Here is a 19,965-nt window from a genome sequence, read left to right as displayed (position 1 = left end):
AATTCATACAATAAGATAATGAAATACAATAATCTCTCTCTTTTTTTTATCTTTGCAAATTACAAGATTCTTAAATGAAAAACATACGAAATTTTTGCATAATCGCTCATATCGACCACGGTAAAAGTACCTTGGCAGACCGTCTTTTGGAGTATACGAATACCGTTACCCAAAGAGAATTACAGTCTCAGACGCTGGATGATATGGATTTGGAGAAAGAACGTGGGATTACCATTAAATCCCATGCCATCCAGATGGATTATGAATATAAAGGAGAAAAATATATTTTAAACCTTATTGATACACCGGGACACGTTGACTTCTCTTATGAAGTATCCCGTTCTATTGCTGCCTGTGAAGGAGCGCTTCTTATCGTAGATGCTGCTCAGAGTATTCAGGCACAAACTATCAGTAACCTTTATTTGGCACTGGAAAATGATTTGGAAATCATTCCGATTCTTAATAAAATAGACCTTCCTTCAGCCAATCCTGAAGAAGTAACAGATGAGATTGTAGGTCTTTTAGGATGTAAGCCTGAAGACGTGCTTAGAGTTTCAGGAAAGACTGGTGAAGGTGTTCACGATCTGTTGGAGCATATTGTCAATAGAATTCCTGCGCCTGTTGGAGATCCCGATGCTCCATTGCAGGCTTTGATTTTTGACTCTGTTTATAATCCTTTCAGAGGGATTGAAGCTTATTTTAAGGTGGTAAATGGCAGCATTTCTAAAAACGAAAAGATCAAATTTTTCGCAACAGGAAAAGAATATGGTGCTGATGAAGTAGGTACTTTGAAGCTAAAACAGGTTCCTAAGAAAACAATTCAATGTGGTGATGTTGGGTATATTATTTCTGGAATAAAAGATGCAAGAGAAGTAAAAGTGGGTGATACGATTACCTCTTTTGTAAATCCTGCAGATGGACCAATTGATGGATTTGAGGAAGTAAAACCAATGGTTTTTGCCGGAATTTATCCTATTGAATCTGAAGATTTTGAAGAATTAAGATTCTCCCTTGAAAAATTAAGGCTGAATGATGCTTCTTTGGTTTTTGAACCGGAAAGTTCAGCGGCACTTGGTTTTGGATTCCGTTGCGGATTCCTGGGAATGCTGCATATGGAAATTGTTCAGGAGCGTTTAGACAGAGAATTTAACATGGATGTTATTACAACTGTTCCCAACGTTTCTTACCACGGATATTCTAAAAAAGATCCTGAGACACCAATTTTAATTAACAACCCATCTGAAATGATTGATCCCAATCTTTTAGACAGAGTTGAAGAACCATATATTAAAGCTTCCATTATCACCAAATCTGATTTTGTGGGTTCTGTAATGACGCTTTGTATCGAGAAAAGAGGAGAAATTGTCAACCAAAGTTACCTTACGGCAGACAGAGTAGAGTTAACATTTAATATGCCTTTGGCAGAGGTTGTTTTCGACTTTTATGATCGTTTGAAATCAATTTCGAAAGGATATGCATCATTTGATTATTCACCAATCGGAATGCGTGCTTCTAAATTGGTAAAAATGGATATTCTGATCAATGGAGATATGGTAGATGCTTTATCATCATTGATTCACGATAGTAATGCATTTTATATTGGTAAAAGAATGTGTGAAAAACTTCGTGAACTTATTCCAAGACAGCAGTTTGATATTGCTGTTCAGGCAGCATTAGGAGCGAAAGTTATTGCAAGAGAAACTATTAAAGCATTAAGGAAAGACGTTACTGCAAAATGTTACGGAGGAGATATTTCCAGAAAGCGTAAGCTATTGGAAAAGCAGAAGGAAGGTAAGAAGAAAATGAAGCAGATCGGAAGGGTAGAAGTACCACAATCAGCATTTATGGCTGTACTAAAACTTAATGATTAAAAGTAAATAATACTTATATAATAAAAGACCGGTAATTATACTAGTCATGGTCGGAAGATTTTTCTTCCGACCATGACTACTTCAAACGAAGCGGTTTTTTTTTATTTACCTTTATGGGTGAATTTTATTTCCATTGTTTTATATTCCTTTCCTGTCTTGGAATCCGGTCCGTACATTTCCAGCTTTTGGGTATGGTCATCAACAAAAGTAAAGACTTCTCGGAAATCACAATCTTTTCCAGGTCTTGATGGGTCAGTCATTTTTCCCTTAAATTCCACAGACTTTGTTGATGCGTTCCAGTCACCTTCTCCGTGCATCATTCCGGTTCCCATATTATCAATCCAGGTACTTATAAACTTCTTCTTTGAGTTGTCATATCCTACAATACTCATCCCTTCAAAAGGCATTCCCATCATGTTTCCTTTGTGATTACTGATTTGGTAGCGCCCGCCATATATCATTTTATTGGTCGCTTCAGATTGACTCATCATGGGTTTTCCTCCGTTTTCCATCCAGATGGTGGTTTCTCCTGTCCAGGTTCCATCAGATTTTGCCAGCATTTTTTGCATCTCACCTGGAGTTGCATATTCCATCCATGCTTTGGTAGCAGCTGCAGAATCCACCGGCTTCCATTCACTTTCTGCAACTCCGGAATCAGCTTTACCTGAAGTTGATGTCTTTCCTTTCTCACAGGCTGTAAATAAAATAGCGAGAGAAATGCTTACTATTAGATTTTTCATAAATATTTAGTTTTAAGTTGGTTACGATGATCATATAAAGGTATGAACTTTTATTATATATTAAATATTTTTTATTGTTATGATAAATTGTAATTTTGTGTATTCGTAACGCAAATCAATTTATGGAGTCTACAAAAAAATTACAAGATATAAAAGTGGCTGTGGATGCTGTTATTTTCGGATATTTCGATAAAAAAGATCTTCAGATTCTTTTGATCAAAAGAAATATAGAACCTTTCAAAGGTGGCTGGGCACTTCCGGGTGGTTTGGTTCTGGATGATGAAAATCTGGATGATGCCGTAAAAAGAGAGCTGAATGAAGAAGCAGGCATTAAGCCCGATTTTTTAGAACAACTTTATACATTTGGTAACGTAGGGCGGGACCCCAGAAATAGAGTGGTTTCTGTGGCTTATCTGGGCCTTGTGAACCCTTCTTATCATGAACTGTTTGCCGATTCTGATGCCGATGACGCACAGTGGTTCAGTGTCAATAAACTTCCTGTAGTGGCTTTCGATCATAAAAATATTATTGATATTGCACTAAAAAGACTCCGTACAAAAATTCAATATCAGCCGATCGGCTTCAATCTTCTAAATGAAGAATTTCCTTTTTCAGACCTTGAAAATCTTTATAAAACGATTGTAGGACAGGAAATTGACAGAAGAAATTTCCGAAAAAAAATGATGAGCTATGGATTGCTTAATGAAACCAATAACGTTAAAAAAGAAGGCAGCGGGAGACCCGGAAAACTTTTTACATTCAATCAGGAGAAATATAAAGAACTGGAAGAGCAGGGATTTTATTTTGAAATTAAATAGTTTTACTAAGCCCCACTATTTTCCAGGTATACAATCCTTAAATTACAATCATTCAGTTTATAAAATTCAATAGAAACGGACTTTAGTCCGTTTTTTTATAAAATATTCCATGGGCTTTAGCCAAAATCAATTTGAAAAGTGTCATTTATGATAAATATTGGTAGCGGGCATCAATTTTATAATTAAATTTTTGTTATTGATAATCAGTTATTTAAATTTATTAGTGTAAAATAGACGCAAATAAATTTGGCAGATAAAATGATATTCATTTAAATTTGTGTAAAAATAACGCAATAATGAAATACACCATTCAAAATATTAAAGAGCGATTCCAAAAGAAAGAAAGAATCAAGTTTCTCTTTTTCTGGGGGCATACTGTAAAAGATGAGATCACCAAATCATGTTTTAGTCAATGGTTTCCGGTGAGGTTTGAAGAGGATAATATCATTTATAAGACTGCAGAACATTACATGATGGCTGGAAAAGCGAAATTGTTTAATGATCATGAAACACTGGAGAAAATCTTACAGTCAGCGACTCCCAATCAGGCAAAAACTCTAGGGCGAAAAGTAAAAAATTTTGATCCAAAGCTTTGGGACGAGCATAAATACCAGATTGTAAAAAATGGAAATCTTTTAAAATTTTCGCAAAATAAAAAGTTTAAAGAATTTCTATTGTCTACCGGAGATAAAGTACTAGTAGAAACCAGTCCTTATGATAGAATATGGGGAATCGGAATGCTGGAAACAGACCAAAGAGCAGAAAAACCTTTGCTGTGGAATGGTCAGAATCTTTTAGGATTTGCGCTGATGGAAGCAAGGGATGAATTGAGAAGGTAAAAACACACACCAAACACAAAAAATGATGATAAAAAAGATTTATGTTTTCGGAAATGGAAACTTATCATGGGGAAACTTTCATCAGTTATATCTTAAACCTTTGCAGGAGCTGGACTTCTCAGGTACTGAATTTATAATAGGAGATTTTACAGGCGCAGATACTCTGATGATGGAATTTTTAAAAGATAAAACACCCAATGTAACAATACTTCACATGGGGAAAAGACCAAGATATTTTGCCAATACATTCAATACCGAAGCCAGGCATTGGAAAACGGCAGGAAGCTTTCAATTCGATCAAGAAAGAGATCAGTATGCCATTTCAATCTATACACACTTTTTAGTTGCTGATTTTAATTCTGATGAAAAAAGGATTAGTGGAACGCGGAAGAACGTAGAAAAATGTTTTGCCTTACAGAAGATAAGGCTGTAAAACTATGCTATTTTATTTTTGCGTATATGTAACACAAAATATAAAATCTATGGAAAATGAATTAAAACCAAGATTTATTGAATCATTACAAAGGAATAATGACCAGATAAGAGAAGACCGAGCCAGGATCATCGGCGGAGATTCCGAATTGATTTACAGGCGAAGGGTTGAAGATCTTGAATTAAAAATAAAAAGATTGGAGCGCGAACAGGAGGGACTTATTGATATCAGTCCTTTAGACAGAAACAGTCTGACTTTTGCGGATTTCAATCCCGAAGAATTTGTTCAGAAAGACATGGAATTATCATTAATAATCAGAAATCTGAATATTCAGCTTGAAGTAACCAGAAAAAGATTTGAATATTTATTTGGAAAAAATTTTTAGCTATGGGAAGTACAAGATATGATATGGACGCTCGCTACGACAGAGCAAGTAAAGAAGGATACGGAACAAAATCCGCAGGTGAAATTTTCACACAGAATGCCAAAAGAAAAGCTCACGAATCCATGAATCCTTACGGTATTTCCTTCAGGGAATCCAGAGATTCAGAAATTCATCCCAATTCTGTTCCGATTATTTTAGGATTAGATGTTACAGGAAGTATGGGGCATATTCCGCATGAACTCATCAGAGAAGGTCTGCCAAAACTAATGGGAGGAATTATCCAGGGAGGGGTCCCGGATCCGGCCTTACTATTCTTAGGAATTGGAGATCATGAATGTGACGGCTATCCTTTACAAGTCGGGCAGTTTGAATCCGGAGATGAAGAACTGGATATGTGGCTTACCCGCACTTACATTGAATCCGGAGGCGGAGGAAATGCCGGAGAGAGCTATCTTTTAGCCTGGTATTTTGCCGCTTTTCATACCAGAACAGATGCCTTTGAAAAAAGACAGCAGAAAGGATTGCTGTTCACAGTAGGTGATGAGCCCTGCTTAAAAACACTTCCTGCTTCAGCTATCAGAGAAATTATGGGTAAAGGACAGCAGACTTACACCCACAAGGAACTACTGGAAGAAGCGAAGAAAAGATACGAAGTGTTTCATATCAGTGTTTTACATTCAGATCAGGCACTCAGAGCAGACCAGGGATGGAAAGATTTATTAGGGCGAAACTGTATATCAATAGAAGACCACAGAGAGATTCCGAATGTGATTAAAGATATTATCTGTGATAAATTTAAAAATCAGACCTTCGGAACATCAGAGAGAGATGGATTGGATAACTTTCAAATGCTTTAAAAATGAAAAAGGCGCAAATAGTGATAGGACTTGGCTTTGGAGATGAAGGGAAAGGGATTACCACAGATTTTCTCGCTTCTCAAACCCCTCAGGCTGTTGTTATCCGATTTTCCGGAGGCCAGCAGGCTGCACATACCGTGATGATTGATAACAGAAAACATGTTCATTCAAGCTTTGCAAGTGGTGCACTTCGCGGCCTGCCTTCTTACTTCACCGAACACTGTACAATTCATCCGATGTTTTTGCTTAACGAACAGGAAGAATTAGAGGCTAAAAGAGGAAATATTGAATTGCATATTCATCCGCTTGCAAAAGTGACAACCCCTTTTGACGTCTGGCAAAACAGAACCAATGCCAGAAATCTCGAACACGGTACCTGCGGAAAAGGAGTCGGAGCTACAATGAAAAGACAGGAAAGTCCCTATAAGCTGTTTGCGATAGATCTGATTGCCCCAAGAGAAATGTTGATAGAAAAGCTGAAAGGAATTGCTTATTACTATGGTTTTACAGAAGAAAGCCAAATCAATGAGTATTTGCATGACTTTTTGGAAGCAATTGATAAAATAGACTTAAAAATAGATGATTATAGCTATTTAAGTTCATTTGATCATCTTATATTTGAAGGAAGTCAGGGTATTTTACTGGATATGGATCACGGAGTTTTCCCGAATGTTACTTACGCCAATACCACTTCAAGAAATGCATTTGAGATCTGCAGATTTTTAAAAATTGAAGATATCGAAATGTATTATGTGACAAGAAGCTATGCCACCCGCCATGGAAACGGATGGATGAGTAATGAAAAAGAGATCATTCTGAAAAATAATGAAGAGGAAACCTGTACATTTAATGAATATCAGAAAGAGCTCAGGGTGGGTGAATTAGATTATAAACTTTTGAATTATGCATTAAAATTGGATGGTGCTTACGGGGAGCCGGCAAAAAAAAACCTTGTCATCACCTGTATGGACCAGATTGATGAAAAATGTAAAATTGAAAATCTGAATATAAAATTGGATGCAGTCTATGGATCTTATTCCCCATACTCAAGTGATTTTAAGCAGATTTACTAATTCTTAATGAGAGAATAGCCGAAGGATAAAAGCATTCATTTTATATTTAATGACAGAAAAAATAACCATGAAAACAATACAATATATAAAAGGAGATGCAACCCTTCCTCATGCTGAAGGAAATAAAATAATTGCTCATATCTGTAACGATATAGGAGGTTGGGGAAAAGGTTTTGTAACGGCCATTTCAAAAAGATGGAAGCAGCCGGAACAGAAATACCGCGAATGGTTTAAAAACAGAGAGAATTTTAGCCTTGGAGAAATCCAGATTGTTCACACAGAAGAAGATATCTGGGTCTGCAATATGATTGCTCAGCATAAAATTATAACCCATTCAAGTGTTCCGCCTATCCGATATGAGGCCGTTGAAGAATGTCTATTGAAACTCAGTTATGAAGCTTCACAACAGAACGCTTCAGTGCATATGCCGAGAATCGGATGTGGTCTGGCGGGAGGAAAATGGGAAGAAATAGAACCTATTATTGAAAGAACATTACTTGCAAATGATGTGGAAGTATATGTGTATGATTTTGGGTAAAACTGAAGTTATGAAAACAAAAACATTATATAGACCGGTAGGAGAAAAAGAAATGATCTTGATTATAGAAAGTGGATTTAAAAGATTTCCTCCAAGATTGGAATGGCAGCCCATTTTTTATCCCGTTTTAGATGAAGATTATGCCTCAGAAATTGCAGAAAAGTGGAATACAAGAGATGAAGCAGGAAATTACCTTGGTTTTGTAACCAGATTTAAAGTGTTGGAAAGTGAAATCAATAAATATCCTGCACAGAACGTAGGAGCGAAAAATCACAATGAACTGTGGGTTCCCTCAGAAGAGCTGGAAACATTTAATAAAGCTATTCTAGGAAATATTGAAGTTATAAAAGTATTTATAGGAAAAGACTTCAAAAAACCCGCAAATGATGAGGTAGAAAAACTATTATTAAACATAAAAAAACTAACGATGACCAATAAAGGAATGGCAAAAGATACCTTAGAGATCCTTGCCAGAAAATATTATATAAACGAGCAAAACGAGCAAATAAATATAGAAAACGAACTGGAAACCAGCAAGAAAGGAACTGTTTTGTTTTCGCCAGAAGAACTTTCTGAACTTGCAGATAAACCTCTTGGAAACAACGATTTTGAAACCCAATTTGAAGTGTGGATATGCAGTTCTTTAAAAGCCATATTAAAACTGTCTGGAGAAGAAAACCAGGAAAAGATCATGTGCCTGAATTTTGCCTCTGCAAAAAATCCGGGAGGAGGTTTTATCAATGGCGCAGAAGCTCAGGAAGAAAGCCTTGCAAGAACCTCGGGGTTGCACGAAAGCCTACTTCAGGGTTGGGAGTACTACACCATCCACAGAGCCATGGAATCCTGTTTTTATACCGATACCATGATCTACAGCCCGAAAGTTCCTGTGTTCAGAAAAGATAAAGGAGAATTGCTGCCAAAACCTGTTTTTTGTAATTTCATCACCTCTCCGGCAGTGAATGCAGGGGTCGTAAAACGTCAGGAACCGGAAAGAGCTCATGAAATTTTTGGAGCCATGGATATCAGAACCGATAAAATGCTGGCATTAGCCCTGGATCAGGGAAATGAAACTTTGATTTTGGGAGCCTGGGGCTGTGGAGTTTTTAAAAATGACCCAAAAGAAATTGCTGAATTATTCAGAAAATATCTCAAAGGGAAGTATAAAAATAAATTTAAAAGAGTGGTCTTCGCAATTCTTACCAAAAAAGAAGAAATGCTGATGCCGTTTGAAGAAATACAATGAAACCGGATAAACTCTTTTTTGCAGAAAAATCATTGCTTGGTCTCTCCATTGGAGATGCATTTGGAGAAAGCTTTTTTGGAGAAGAAAGTTTGATGAAGACTCATATTCATCAAAGAATTCTTCCTGAAAGTTCTTTGGATTTTACCGATGATACCATTATGTCAATTGCTATTTTCAGGTCTTTGGAAAAATGTGGGGAAATCAAGCAGGATTGTCTGGCAGAGGAGTTTACAAAAAACTATTACCGGGATATCAGAAGAGGATATGGACCTTCTATGCATCAATATTTCAGAGCATTGAATACTGGCGAAAGCTGGAAAGAGGTTTCTTATGCGAAGTTTGAAGGACAGGGATCCATGGGAAATGGCGGAGCAATGAGAGCTTCAGTCATCGGTGCTTATTTCTATGATGATCTTGAAAAAATTAAAAATAATTCAGAACTTTCCTGTGAGGTGACCCATGCTAATAAAGAAGCGATAGAAGGCACAAAAGCTATTGCCCTTGCAGCAGCCTTTGCTGTTCAGGAAACGTTAGGAATGATAAAGCTTGACCAGCAAGATTTCATCCACAAAATTCAAAATGAATTGAATGATTCTGATATGAAAAGTAAGCTGAATAAAGCTCTTTATTTGCAAGGAAACCCAAGTATTGAGTTCTTGACAAAAACACTTGGAAACGGCATAAAAATGACAGCACAGGATACCGTACCGCTTGTCATATGGATGCTGTCAAGATATAGAACAGACTTTGAAGAATGCCTTTGGAATACGGTTTCGGCATTAGGAGACAGAGACACAACCTGCGCCATGGCAGGAGCAGTAAGCATTTTATACGGTGATGAAAATACAATTCCTATTTGGACAAAAAAGGTAGAAAACTGGAAAAAAAGCCCATTTTATGAACATTGAATTAATAAAAGCAGATATTACAAAAATTCATGCTGACGCTATTGTCAATGCAGCCAATTCATCCTTGCTTGGGGGCGGAGGCGTAGATGGTGCCATTCATAGAGCCGGAGGACCAAAAATATTGGAAGAGTGCAGGGCAATCAGAAACCGCCAGGGTAAATGCCCTACAGGAGAAGCGGTCATCACTACTGCCGGAAATCTTCCTGCGAAATATGTTATTCATACGGTTGGCCCGGTTTGGAATAATGATGAAGAAAGATGCTCGAGGCTTTTGGCAAACTGTTATGTTAATTCTTTAAAACTGGCAGAAAGCCATGGCATAAAAACTATTGTCTTTCCAAATATCAGTACAGGCGTTTATAAGTTTCCAAAAGAACTGGCAGGAAAAATTGCTGTTGATGTGGTCAGAAAATTTAAATCAGAAGTTATAGAAAAGGCTATTTTTGTATGTTTTGACGATGAAAACGAAGATATTTATAAAAAGCTTTTAGAGTAGGTTTTGGCAATCTTACGAACAAAAATATTGGGATAGTCATGACAAAACAAATGGCCGCTGCCCGAAAAAAAAAATTAAAAACCAATGAAAAAATTAACCATATTAAGCGGTGCTGGGATAAGCGCAGAAAGCGGAATACAAACATTCAGAGACGGAGACGGTCTTTGGGAAAATCATAACGTAACAGATGTGGCAAGTCCGGAAGGATGGAGAAAAGACAGAGCGTTGGTTCTGGAATTTTATAACCAGCGAAGACGACAGCTGCATGAAGTACAGCCTAACGAAGCCCACCATTTATTGGCAGAGTTGGAAAAACATTTCGAAGTACAGATTATTACCCAGAATATCGATGATCTTCATGAAAGAGCAGGTTCCACTAATATCATTCATATCCATGGTGAGCTGTTCAAATCCTGCTCTTGTAATAATAAAGGATTGATCTATGAGCAAAAAGGCGATATTAATATAGGAGATAAGGCTGAAGATGGAGCCCAATTGAGACCTTTTATCGTTTGGTTCGGAGAAGATGTTCCTTTATATCAGACGTCAAAAGATATCGTAAAAAATTCGGATATTTTACTGGTAGTCGGAACTTCTCTACAAGTATATCCTGCAGCAGGATTGATTCATGAGATCAAAGATGACTGTCTCTTAATCGTTATCAATCCTAACGAAACAGGCTTCGGATACGGGCAGAGAGCCGTTGTGATGAAAGAACCCGCAACAAAGGGAATGAAACTTTTATTTGACAAACTGGTAAACCTTGCATAATGGAAAATAAAGTCAAAGCCGGTATTATGGGAGTCTGCATTGGCGATGCACTAGGCGTTCCGGTAGAATTTAAAAAAAGAGAAGATCTGAAAAGAAATCCGGTTACCACAATGCTGGATTATATGTCCTGGAATCAGCCTAAGGGCACATGGAGTGATGACAGCTCTATGACCCTTTGCCTTACAGAAGAGCTCACAAAAGGGTATGATCTGGAAAAGATAGGAGCAAGCTTTGTAAAATGGGTGAAATACGGACACTGGACCGCTCACGGAAGGCTTTTCGATATTGGCGGTACTACAAGGCATTCCGTTGCAAGACTGATTAAAGGAGAAAGTGCCAGATTTTCAGGAAATATTTTTGAAGAAGATAACGGGAATGGTTCTCTCATGAGGACTCTTCCTCTTGCTTTTTACCTTGAAAATGAAGAAGATATTCAAAAGTTATATCTTACCGTAAAAGAGGTTTCCAGCATCACCCATGGGCATTTCCGTTCCGTTTTTGCCTGTTTCATGTATGTGATTTTTGCTATTCAGCTGATTAAAGGAAAAGATAAAAAAGAAGCCTATTCTCATATGCAAAATATAGCTTTGGAATATTCAGAATATCAAGGTTTTAACCCAAAATAGATCGAGCTTTTTCATAGAATTTTAAAGAACGATATTTCAGGTTATTCTGAAGATGAGATTAAAAGCCGGGGCTATGTCCTCTATAGTTTAGAAGCTTCTTTATGGTGCTTTTTAAACTCAGGAAGTTATTCAGAAGCCGTTTTGAAGGCCGTTAATCTGGGTGAGGATACTGATACTAATGGAGCGATTACCGGAGGAATTGCCGGAATTTATTATGGATTTGAAAATATTCCTCAGCGATGGGTTGATGAGCTGGTAAGAAAGGAGGATATTGAAAACCTTTGTACACGATTAGAAAATAAATATTTTATATAATAGTGAAAACCTTGATAAGAATGCTCTCAAATTTATTTTGCAGACCAAAAAAAGAAGGATCTATTGCTGAAGAGCCCTTGAAGGAATATAAAGGGAAAATCAAAATAGATAAATATGTAGACATGGGAAACAAGAAGATTTACAACGCTACAAAGTACTTATTTAAAACGCCACCTGAAGTATTGGCCTTTTTAAATAATAATACTTTATTTTGGGTGGATGAGAAAAACGGCATGTTAGGTTTTTCAACTTATAATAGAACTTTATTAGTTCCTTTACATGAGGTAAAAGGAATAGAAATTCAAAATATGCTTCCCGGAAAGGGACCGGGTGATGCTAGTTTTTTTATTTGCCTACCGAACAATAAAATTTTGATGCTTTCAATTTCTCCAGTTATTCGTGATTTTGATAAGTACGCAGATAGAATAACGGAAATGATGGGGTTTGAAGTAACTTTTTCTCCAGAATTTTATAATTGCTAATTAAAACATAACCATGAACGAAATAGAAAAGAAAAAAATAAGTAAATTTTTAAGCCTGATCTTACGCCATCAGCCGGAAACAATCGGTCTGAAATTAGATGAAAATGGCTGGGCAGATGTAGAAGAGCTGAGAGCAAAATCAGCCCAAAAGAGAATATATTTTACTCCCGAAGAATTAGATGAGGTAGTAGAAACTAATAATAAAAAACGTTTTGCTTTTAGCGAAGATAAAACCCAAATCCGTGCAAGCCAGGGACATTCTATTAATATAGATCTTTCGCTGGAAGGTGTGCAGCCTCCTGATTTTTTGTATCACGGAACGGCTGAAGCTAATATACCCTCTATTTTAGAAAAAGGAATTGAAAAAAGGACCCGTCAGCACGTACACTTAAGTGCTGATAAAGAGACTGCTACAAAGGTGGGAATGAGACACGGTAAACCTGTTATTCTGACAATCAGAACAGGGAAGATGTATGAAGAAGGGGTCGTGTTTTATCTTTCAGCAAACGGAGTCTGGCTGACAGATTTTGTAGATGCACAGTATATTTCAAAATAATGCTGAAGAGCCTGATAAAAAAGTAGTAGACGTTAATAAAGAGAAATTTAATGAGCAGAACATTAGTAATAGGAGATATTCACGGTGGATTTAGGGCATTGCAGCAGATTTTTGAACGCGCTGAGGTTACTCCTAATGATACATTGATTTTCCTTGGAGACTATGTAGACGGCTGGAGTGAATCCTCCCGGATTATTCAGTTTCTAATAGAGCTTTCTCAAAATCAGGAATGTATTTTCATCAAGGGAAATCATGATGCATGGTGTGAAGATTGGCTTGCTTTCGGGAACGCTCCGGAAGTATGGCTTTTCAATGGCGGAAAAAGTACAATACAAAGCTATAAAGATTATTCCCCGAAAGATTTGGAAAACCATCTTGAATTCTTTCAAATAATGAAAAACTACTACGTTGATGATCAGAACCGCTTGTTTATTCACGCAGGATACTCCTCCATGCATGGACCCGAAAAAGAAGTCTACTCCAGTAATTACCATTGGGACAGAACCCTTTGGGAAACTGCTGTTGCAATGGATAAAAATCTGAAAAGAAATTCAGAATTATATCCTAAAAGACTGCTTTTATATAAAGAAATATTCATTGGGCATACCCCAACATTATATCTTGGGATCAAAACACCGGTCAATAAGGCCAATATCTGGAATATAGATACCGGAGCCGCCTTTACTGGAGCTTTATCCATCATGGATATTGAAACCAAAGAATTCTGGCAAAGCGATCCGCTGCCACTCTTGTATCCTCATGAAAAAGGAAGAAACAGATAGTATAAGAAAGAGAAATAGATGAATTTCGGGATATATAAATTGTTTACCCGTCAAACATCACAGGTTTTCAAAACCTGTGATGTTTCTGATTTAACATAATAAATTCAGTCTTTTTAGCATTTTGTTTTTTTGGAAGCTTCATATTGACTAATTTTAAATCGTGAAATATGTCCACAATGAAACTGAAATACCTCCTGCTTTTTATAAGCTCCACATTTATTTTCGCCCAAAATTCACTTCAGACCCCTTTTGAAAAAGGAAACGGAAATCAGACCGTTACCTATGATGAAATGAATACCTATTATCAGAATCTGTCTAAAAAATTTCCTGAAATTCAATATCTTAAAAGAGGTGAAGATGACAACGGAAAACCTATTTATGTAGTTGTTTATAACCCTTTCCCTGAAAAAGATCTTGAAAAATTAAGAAAAGATAAAGCCATTCTTTTTGTTAATAACGGAATTCACCCGGGAGAACCGGATGGAATTGATGCAACGATGATGCTGATGCGGGATCTGGCTGTTAAGAAAATCAAAACTCCTCAAAACTTCATTATTGCCGCTATTTCTGCATATAATATAAGCGGAATGCTGAACAGAGGTTCTTATTCGCGGGCCAACCAAAATGGACCTGAAGAATATGGCTTCAGAGGAAATACAAGGAACTATGACCTGAACAGAGACTTTATAAAAGCTGATTCTAAAAATGCCCGAAGCTTCCAGGAAATTTATCAGTGGCTGAAGCCTGATGTATTTATTGATAACCATGTCAGCAACGGAGCAGACTATCAATATACATTTACCTATATCTCTACCTTCAAAGAACGGCTGGGAAATATTTTAGGTTCTTATTTCTATAATGACTATCAGGCTAAAAATCTTGATGATATGAAGAAACTGGGTTACGAAAGTACGCCCTACGTAAACATTCATGGTGATGTACCCGAAGTTGGTTTTGCAGCCTTCGAAGATTCTCCGAGATACTCTACAGGATATACGACACTCTTCAATTCTTTAGGAACCGTTCCCGAGACCCATATGCTGAAACCTTATGACAAAAGAGTAGACGCTACTTATAAGTATATGTTAGTAAATCTTCAGAATTTAGACAAGGATTATCATAAAATAAAGCAGCTTCGCCTTGAAAATTTAAAACAGTATCAAGCCGGAAAGCAATACGGAATCCGGTGGAAAATAGATTCTACTAAATTTTCTTCCATGGATTTTAAAGGGTACGAAGGAAAATATAAACCCAGTGAAGTTTCAGGAAAGCTGAGGCTGTATTATGACAGAAACAAACCTTTTACTAAAAAAATAAAGCTTTTTACAACAGCTGTTCCTACAGGATATATTACCATTCCTAAATACTATGTAATTCCGCAGTCTCAATGCCGTGTTATTGAAGAGTTTAAGAGAAACGGAATTCAAATGAAACCTATTCAGAAGGACAGCACCTTTGCAGTCGAATCCTATAAAATTAAAGATTTTAAAACTGTTAAAAATCCATATGAAGGGCATTACCTTCATTCTGATACTTCAGTAGAGTCAATGAAAAAGAACCATACGTTCTCAGCAGGAGACTATTTGATTTCTACCAGCCAGGCAGGGGTAAAATATATCATAGAAACACTTGAACCTGAAGCATTAGACTCTTTTTTCAACTGGAATTTCTTTGACGGAATCTTAGCTCAGAAAGAATACTACTCTGCATACATTTTTGAAGATACCGCAGCAGAGCTTTTGAAAAATGATAAAAAACTGAGACAAGATTTCGAGGCTGCTAAAACTTCAGATAAAAAACTTTCAGAAGACGGGGAAGCACAATTGGATTGGGTGTATAAACATTCTCCTTATTTTGAAGAGAAAACATTCAGACAGTATCCTGTCTATAGAGTCTTGTAAATAGTTGACAAATAGATTGTAAACAAAAAGACGTTTCACTCGAAACGTCTTTTTGTTATTTTGGTAAACCTCTTTTCAAGGCGATTTCGGCTCTTCTAAAAGCAAGTTTTTCTTTCCAGTCCATATATTTCTTTTTGAAATTCGACTTCATAATGTCATCGAACTTTCGCTGTACAGTAAGGTTCCACAGAGAATGTGCCTTTACTGCCCATGATTTGTCCCACGCTCTTAGAGAAATAGAAAAACTTCCGTCCAGATACTTCATCCAGTGCCACCATCCTGTAGGCATAAACAAAGTATCCCCATGTTCAAGGAAACACTCAATACCTTCTACGCCATCGAGGGCTGGGAATTTTGTAAAGTCGGGATTTTCGATATCATAATCTTCCAATGCATAAGTCGCATAAGGAATCTGGTACAGTCTTTCTTTCCATTTATAATCAAATAGAAGGATATGTTTCCTTCCATTGAAATGCGTGTGAAAAATATGGGCCATATCGATATCAAAGTGAAGGAAAGTTACAGATCCCTTTCCGCCAAAGAACATATTGGGGTATTTATCAAGGAAACCTCCCATCAGTTTTTTAGGAGAAATATAATCTTCCAAAAGTTTTGGAGCGTATTTTATGGGATCAAAAAGGAATATTCTTAGATCGGTAGGCTCGCGCTGTATAAGGTCTATATAGTCTGCGAACTTCATTTTTGCAGCAGAAGAATTGATGGGGGCAGAAGGGTCTGCTTTTGAGCTGTCATATAAAGGGACTTCCACTTCTCCTACAACCTCCTTCATATATTCCATCGTCCATTTTTGATATGCAGGCCAGTTTTTTGCCATATTTTTGATGACAACGGGCCTTCTTGGCTTTAGATATTTTTCGTAGAATTCTTCTTTAGAAATGTCATCTACAACATCTATAGGCTTTAAAATTATTCCCATTTTAATAAATTTATATTACAAAATTATTAAATTAATATTTACAAATGAAGGTTAATGATTTTTTTAACTCATGATTCTAACTCAATTTTATTATTTAGTCTAAATAAAAACATAGGTGTTTGTATTGGTTAATTAGTTTTTTACTATTCTTTGAATAAATGAGAATGAAACACTTTAAAATATACCTGTAGGACAGTTAATAGTTATTGCAGCTGGAATAATTGAAATAACCATAAATATTATATTTCTATTAAATAGATAAAATCACTTGGAAGTTGATAAAATTTGAAAATGAGAATCAATGAGCTGTTTTAGTTCTTCATGTAGGGATATATGTTTATATGTAAATTTTAATATTAAGACTTGAGAATTTTGATTCGTTTTGCTACTATAATATTAATTTTTGTAAATAGAACAAAAATGATAAAAATGAGCTTATTGATCAATTTTATTTTTATGTGGTAATTCAAAATTTATTTTAATAATTCTTACTTATGAATTGCTAATAAGCGATTCATTCTAATAAATTGAGTAAAATTTTCGACATATGAAAAATATAACTATTTTCGTAGTGATATAGATTTAACTTTTTGTAATAAAAGAGATCTTTAAAAGAAGTGTAACGAATTATCATAAAGACTAACTAATTGAGCAAATAATAAGTATGAAAAAAAATATTTCTTTATTTCTGATGCTTTTTTTTACTGTGCTTACTTTCGCACAGAAGACGGTTTCAGGAAAGATCACTGACGACGACGGGGTAGCAGTACCAAGTGCCAGTGTTACAATTGAAGAGCCCGGTAAAGATGCCATACTTGCCTATGCAATTACCAATTCTAAAGGAGAGTACAAAGTAACTTTTACTTCCGGAGAGAGTAATGTAGACCTTAAGGTAAAAGCATTCAATCAGAAACCCCTTACCAAACAAATCAGCAATATTGACCAGACTCTGAATTTTAAAATGCAGTCTGAAGCTACAGAAATTAAAGAAGTACAGTTAAAAACAAAGATGATCACCGCAAGAGGAGATACCATCTCTTATGATCTTAAGGCATTCAACAGTAAAAACGACAGGACACTGGCAGATGTGATGAAAAAGATTCCGGGTATTGAAGTGAACAATGACGGAACAATTCTTTATCAGGGAAATGCAATTAATAAATTCTACGTCAACGGAAAAGACCTTATGGAAGGAGGATATGGTACCATAAATAATTCTCTTCCCAAAGATGCCGTCCAAAAAGTAGAGGTTCTTGAAAACCACCAGCCCGTAAAAATACTTCAGGACAAGGTTCCTTCTGATCAGGCAGCTATTAATATCAAGCTTAAAAACTCTGTTACCATGACAGGTAGGGGAGAAGTAGGAACCGGTTTCGGAGATCCATGGCTTTGGAATGTTAAGCTTACCCCTATGTTTTTTGGACAGAAAAGTCAGTGGGTGGTCAACTACAAAACCAATAATATGGGCGAGCAGGTAGAAAATGAAGGAAATATTCTTGCCTTTGGAAGTTCATGGGAAGGAAGAAGAATCAATGCCGGTCAAAATAACTGGCTGAGTGTAGAAAATGCAAGTACTCCTGATCTTCCTGTCAAGAGATATTTAATGAATAATGTTCATTATTTATCAGCCAATTATTTAGTTAATATCGATAAGAAGAAGGAGTGGGAATTAAAAGCGAGTGCCAACTATACCAATAATGCAGTAAGCAGGGAAAGTTATAAACAAACGGATTATTTTGCAACACCTGATACGCCTGCTTCTACTGTCATTCAGAATGTTTTGAATAACTTTTATACAGATAAAGCAAAAGGAGAATTGATCTTTACAAAGAATGCTAAAAAAGGGTTCTTTAAAAATACCACCAGTTTCTCTCAATTCTGGAATGCAGACAGAGCGTTGGCAGACAGAACGAGTACATCGTCAAATACATCTAGCAGACATGGTGAGGAGGCTGTAGAATCTCCTACTTCGTCGTTCCAGAACTCGTTGAGTACAATAATTCCGTGGAAAGAAAAAATGGTGAATGTTAAATCATTTATCAATTATCAGAATGATAAACAGACTTTAGATGTTACGCCTGCTTCTTATCTGGAAATTCCGGGTTTTATGCCAGGATTTAAAGCAGAAACTGTAAGACAGAAGTTCGGACTTAAAACTTTCGAAGCTAATCATTCTGCCAATATTGGCTTTTCTGCTAAAGGATGGACATTTACCCCGGAAGTAGGTTTTAATTATAAGACAACCACTCTTAATTCTGCGTTGATTAATCTGCAGGCCGGAAAGTATTTTGGATATGGGGATGCTTATTACAATGATCTCACCTATTCTATAGCTTCACCTTATGGAAGTGTAGGAGTGAACTATAAAAGCGAATCGTGGATGTTATTTGCTAATCTTCCTGTAAATTCCAATAATATTAAGGCAGATGATCCTTTGAGAAACGTTGACAAATCGGTGAATAAAGTTACTTTTGAACCTAATGCTTTTGTACAGTACTCATTTGCTTCATTTTGGAAAGCTTCCGCGAATGGGAACATAAGCAATAATTTTGGTGATGTGAATACAGCATATGCAGGTTACCTTATGCAGTCTCCAAATGGAATCAATGTGATGAGCCCAGATAATCCGATTCCACAGAGTAACACAAAATCTACGGGAGTCAGGCTTGAATATAGAAATCCACTTAATAATTTGTTTTTTAACGTTAATTATCGCTTCAGTGACATCAAAAGAAACCTAATGTCCAACCCTACAAGGAATTCTTCCGGGTTTATGATCGGAAGCTATATAGAACAGGACAACCATGCTGTAAGCAATGTATACAGTGCAGAAGTAGGAAAATATTTCCCAAAATTTAAAACAAATGCTTCAGTAAGCTATAGTAATAATACTTCAAGATCAGATGCTTATCAGAATGATGGAGCCTATGAAGGAGAAAATAATGCCCAGTCTTACGGGTTTAAGCTGAATAATACTTATTTCAGCTGGATGAGTATTGATTATAATGCAAGTATTTCACTTACCAAACAAACCAATACCAGTTTGCTTCCTGAGCTTAATGGTAAAAGCAAAAGAAACGGATATACCCACAACCTTGCAGCCTATTTCTATCCGATAGAGAACCACACAATAGGTTTTAACTGGGATCAGGTGAACAGCAGTAATATAAACCAAAGTTATAATAATGCATTCTACGATATTTCATATCAGTTTTCATGGGCAAAGAAAAAAGTCGATTTTGAAATAAAATGGATGAATATTGCGAACAGAAAAGTTTTTGAAACGTATGATGTGAGCGCTACAGCCAATACATACACCAAAATCCAGCTCCGCCCAAGCCAGGTAATGTTTACCGTAAAATTCAACTTTAAATAAAATAAAAACCAATCCCTC

General features: G+C 36.3%; 19 protein-coding genes and 1 pseudogene. 18 read left to right on the top strand and 2 right to left on the bottom strand.

What is annotated here, in order from left to right:
• Window positions 1-74: 74 nt before the first annotated feature.
• Window positions 75-1,871 (top strand): translation elongation factor 4, encoded by a 1,797-nt coding sequence (lepA, locus tag AC27VX_RS00670; RefSeq protein WP_236856679.1) that lies wholly within the window; start codon window positions 75-77, stop codon window positions 1,869-1,871.
• Between the two features lie 101 nt (window positions 1,872-1,972).
• On the opposite strand, the gene AC27VX_RS00665 is transcribed toward lepA, so the two are convergent.
• A complete protein-coding gene (locus AC27VX_RS00665) occupies window positions 1,973-2,611 on the bottom strand; it encodes a DUF1579 domain-containing protein (RefSeq protein ID WP_488693375.1) in 639 nt (212 codons plus the stop codon).
• A gap of 122 nt (window positions 2,612-2,733) precedes the next feature.
• Between AC27VX_RS00665 and AC27VX_RS00660 the strand changes: the two genes are divergently transcribed.
• The 16 genes and pseudogenes from AC27VX_RS00660 to AC27VX_RS00585 all read left to right on the top strand — a co-directional run bounded on the left by AC27VX_RS00660 (window position 2,734) and on the right by AC27VX_RS00585 (window position 15,634).
• The gene (locus AC27VX_RS00660) at window positions 2,734-3,429 is read left to right on the top strand and encodes an NUDIX hydrolase (protein WP_488693373.1); all 696 of its coding nucleotides are present in this window, start codon (window positions 2,734-2,736) and stop codon (window positions 3,427-3,429) included.
• A gap of 296 nt (window positions 3,430-3,725) precedes the next feature.
• On the top strand, window positions 3,726-4,268 hold the full coding sequence (gene ybiA / locus AC27VX_RS00655) for a riboflavin biosynthesis intermediates N-glycosidase (RefSeq protein WP_488693371.1): 543 nt from the start codon (window positions 3,726-3,728) through the stop codon (window positions 4,266-4,268).
• Window positions 4,269-4,290: 22 nt separating this feature from the next.
• Window positions 4,291-4,701 carry a hypothetical protein gene (locus AC27VX_RS00650; protein WP_488693369.1) on the top strand — a complete coding sequence of 137 codons (411 nt, stop codon included), beginning with the start codon at window positions 4,291-4,293 and terminating at the stop codon, window positions 4,699-4,701.
• Between the two features lie 49 nt (window positions 4,702-4,750).
• Window positions 4,751-5,086, top strand: a complete 336-nt coding sequence (locus AC27VX_RS00645) for a hypothetical protein (RefSeq protein ID WP_488693367.1) — start codon at window positions 4,751-4,753, stop codon at window positions 5,084-5,086.
• A gap of 2 nt (window positions 5,087-5,088) precedes the next feature.
• Window positions 5,089-5,943, top strand: coding sequence for a hypothetical protein (locus tag AC27VX_RS00640; RefSeq protein ID WP_488693365.1), 855 nt, complete (start codon window positions 5,089-5,091; stop codon window positions 5,941-5,943).
• A 2-nt stretch (window positions 5,944-5,945) separates the two neighbouring features.
• Window positions 5,946-7,016 (top strand): adenylosuccinate synthetase, encoded by a 1,071-nt coding sequence (locus AC27VX_RS00635; RefSeq protein WP_488693363.1) that lies wholly within the window; start codon window positions 5,946-5,948, stop codon window positions 7,014-7,016.
• A gap of 67 nt (window positions 7,017-7,083) precedes the next feature.
• Window positions 7,084-7,554, top strand: a complete 471-nt coding sequence (locus AC27VX_RS00630) for a macro domain-containing protein (RefSeq protein ID WP_236856672.1) — start codon at window positions 7,084-7,086, stop codon at window positions 7,552-7,554.
• A gap of 10 nt (window positions 7,555-7,564) precedes the next feature.
• Entirely contained in the window at window positions 7,565-8,797 is a 1,233-nt protein-coding gene (locus tag AC27VX_RS00625) for a TIGR02452 family protein (RefSeq protein WP_488693361.1), read from the top strand.
• Window positions 8,794-9,705, top strand: coding sequence for an ADP-ribosylglycohydrolase family protein (locus AC27VX_RS00620; RefSeq protein ID WP_488693359.1), 912 nt, complete (start codon window positions 8,794-8,796; stop codon window positions 9,703-9,705). The genes AC27VX_RS00625 and AC27VX_RS00620 overlap by 4 nt, the downstream gene beginning before the upstream one ends.
• Complete coding sequence (locus AC27VX_RS00615) at window positions 9,695-10,201, top strand: O-acetyl-ADP-ribose deacetylase (protein WP_488693357.1); 507 nt, start codon at window positions 9,695-9,697, stop codon at window positions 10,199-10,201. Before AC27VX_RS00620 ends, AC27VX_RS00615 begins: the two co-directional genes overlap by 11 nt.
• 84 nt (window positions 10,202-10,285) lie before the next feature.
• On the top strand, window positions 10,286-10,972 hold the full coding sequence (locus AC27VX_RS00610; protein ID WP_488693355.1) for an SIR2 family NAD-dependent protein deacylase: 687 nt from the start codon (window positions 10,286-10,288) through the stop codon (window positions 10,970-10,972).
• Window positions 10,972-11,913 (top strand): annotated as a pseudogene (locus AC27VX_RS00605) (ADP-ribosylglycohydrolase family protein). The gene AC27VX_RS00610 and the pseudogene AC27VX_RS00605 overlap by 1 nt, the downstream one beginning before the upstream one ends.
• A gap of 2 nt (window positions 11,914-11,915) precedes the next feature.
• Window positions 11,916-12,395, top strand: coding sequence for a hypothetical protein (locus tag AC27VX_RS00600; RefSeq protein ID WP_488693353.1), 480 nt, complete (start codon window positions 11,916-11,918; stop codon window positions 12,393-12,395).
• 13 nt (window positions 12,396-12,408) lie between these two features.
• Window positions 12,409-12,951: an RNA 2'-phosphotransferase gene (locus AC27VX_RS00595; RefSeq protein WP_300691768.1), complete on the top strand. Its 543-nt coding sequence runs from the start codon at window positions 12,409-12,411 to the stop codon at window positions 12,949-12,951.
• A 50-nt stretch (window positions 12,952-13,001) separates the two neighbouring features.
• Window positions 13,002-13,733: a metallophosphoesterase family protein gene (locus AC27VX_RS00590; RefSeq protein WP_488693351.1), complete on the top strand. Its 732-nt coding sequence runs from the start codon at window positions 13,002-13,004 to the stop codon at window positions 13,731-13,733.
• Window positions 13,734-13,909: 176 nt separating this feature from the next.
• Entirely contained in the window at window positions 13,910-15,634 is a 1,725-nt protein-coding gene (locus AC27VX_RS00585; protein WP_488693349.1) for a M14 family metallopeptidase, read from the top strand.
• Between the two features lie 55 nt (window positions 15,635-15,689).
• Here AC27VX_RS00585 and AC27VX_RS00580 read toward each other — a convergent pair whose 3' ends face one another.
• On the bottom strand, window positions 15,690-16,571 hold the full coding sequence (locus AC27VX_RS00580; RefSeq protein WP_236856662.1) for a cupin-like domain-containing protein: 882 nt from the start codon (window positions 16,569-16,571) through the stop codon (window positions 15,690-15,692).
• Between the two features lie 664 nt (window positions 16,572-17,235).
• On the opposite strand from AC27VX_RS00580, the gene AC27VX_RS00575 reads away from it, so the two are divergent.
• Window positions 17,236-19,947 (top strand): hypothetical protein, encoded by a 2,712-nt coding sequence (locus tag AC27VX_RS00575; RefSeq protein ID WP_488693347.1) that lies wholly within the window; start codon window positions 17,236-17,238, stop codon window positions 19,945-19,947.
• The last annotated feature ends 18 nt before the right edge of the window (window positions 19,948-19,965 follow it).

The organism is Chryseobacterium sp. 14P4.3.2 (genome assembly GCF_057799275.1).
Note: the sequence above shows the minus strand (reverse complement) of the source record. Positions and strands in the feature narration are given on the sequence as shown.

What these genes read in the sequence shown, in the direction of transcription:
- lepA (WP_236856679.1), top strand. Translation starts at nt 75, where the DNA reads ATGAAAAACATACGAAATTTTTGCATAATCGCTCATATCGACCACGGT.
- AC27VX_RS00665 (WP_488693375.1), bottom strand. Translation starts at nt 2,611, where the DNA reads ATGAAAAATCTAATAGTAAGCATTTCTCTCGCTATTTTATTTACAGCC.
- AC27VX_RS00660 (WP_488693373.1), top strand. Translation starts at nt 2,734, where the DNA reads ATGGAGTCTACAAAAAAATTACAAGATATAAAAGTGGCTGTGGATGCT.
- ybiA (WP_488693371.1), top strand. Translation starts at nt 3,726, where the DNA reads ATGAAATACACCATTCAAAATATTAAAGAGCGATTCCAAAAGAAAGAA.
- AC27VX_RS00650 (WP_488693369.1), top strand. Translation starts at nt 4,291, where the DNA reads ATGATGATAAAAAAGATTTATGTTTTCGGAAATGGAAACTTATCATGG.
- AC27VX_RS00645 (WP_488693367.1), top strand. Translation starts at nt 4,751, where the DNA reads ATGGAAAATGAATTAAAACCAAGATTTATTGAATCATTACAAAGGAAT.
- AC27VX_RS00640 (WP_488693365.1), top strand. Translation starts at nt 5,089, where the DNA reads ATGGGAAGTACAAGATATGATATGGACGCTCGCTACGACAGAGCAAGT.
- AC27VX_RS00635 (WP_488693363.1), top strand. Translation starts at nt 5,946, where the DNA reads ATGAAAAAGGCGCAAATAGTGATAGGACTTGGCTTTGGAGATGAAGGG.
- AC27VX_RS00630 (WP_236856672.1), top strand. Translation starts at nt 7,084, where the DNA reads ATGAAAACAATACAATATATAAAAGGAGATGCAACCCTTCCTCATGCT.
- AC27VX_RS00625 (WP_488693361.1), top strand. Translation starts at nt 7,565, where the DNA reads ATGAAAACAAAAACATTATATAGACCGGTAGGAGAAAAAGAAATGATC.
- AC27VX_RS00620 (WP_488693359.1), top strand. Translation starts at nt 8,794, where the DNA reads ATGAAACCGGATAAACTCTTTTTTGCAGAAAAATCATTGCTTGGTCTC.
- AC27VX_RS00615 (WP_488693357.1), top strand. Translation starts at nt 9,695, where the DNA reads ATGAACATTGAATTAATAAAAGCAGATATTACAAAAATTCATGCTGAC.
- AC27VX_RS00610 (WP_488693355.1), top strand. Translation starts at nt 10,286, where the DNA reads ATGAAAAAATTAACCATATTAAGCGGTGCTGGGATAAGCGCAGAAAGC.
- AC27VX_RS00595 (WP_300691768.1), top strand. Translation starts at nt 12,409, where the DNA reads ATGAACGAAATAGAAAAGAAAAAAATAAGTAAATTTTTAAGCCTGATC.
- AC27VX_RS00590 (WP_488693351.1), top strand. Translation starts at nt 13,002, where the DNA reads ATGAGCAGAACATTAGTAATAGGAGATATTCACGGTGGATTTAGGGCA.
- AC27VX_RS00585 (WP_488693349.1), top strand. Translation starts at nt 13,910, where the DNA reads ATGAAACTGAAATACCTCCTGCTTTTTATAAGCTCCACATTTATTTTC.
- AC27VX_RS00580 (WP_236856662.1), bottom strand. Translation starts at nt 16,571, where the DNA reads ATGGGAATAATTTTAAAGCCTATAGATGTTGTAGATGACATTTCTAAA.
- AC27VX_RS00575 (WP_488693347.1), top strand. Translation starts at nt 17,236, where the DNA reads ATGAAAAAAAATATTTCTTTATTTCTGATGCTTTTTTTTACTGTGCTT.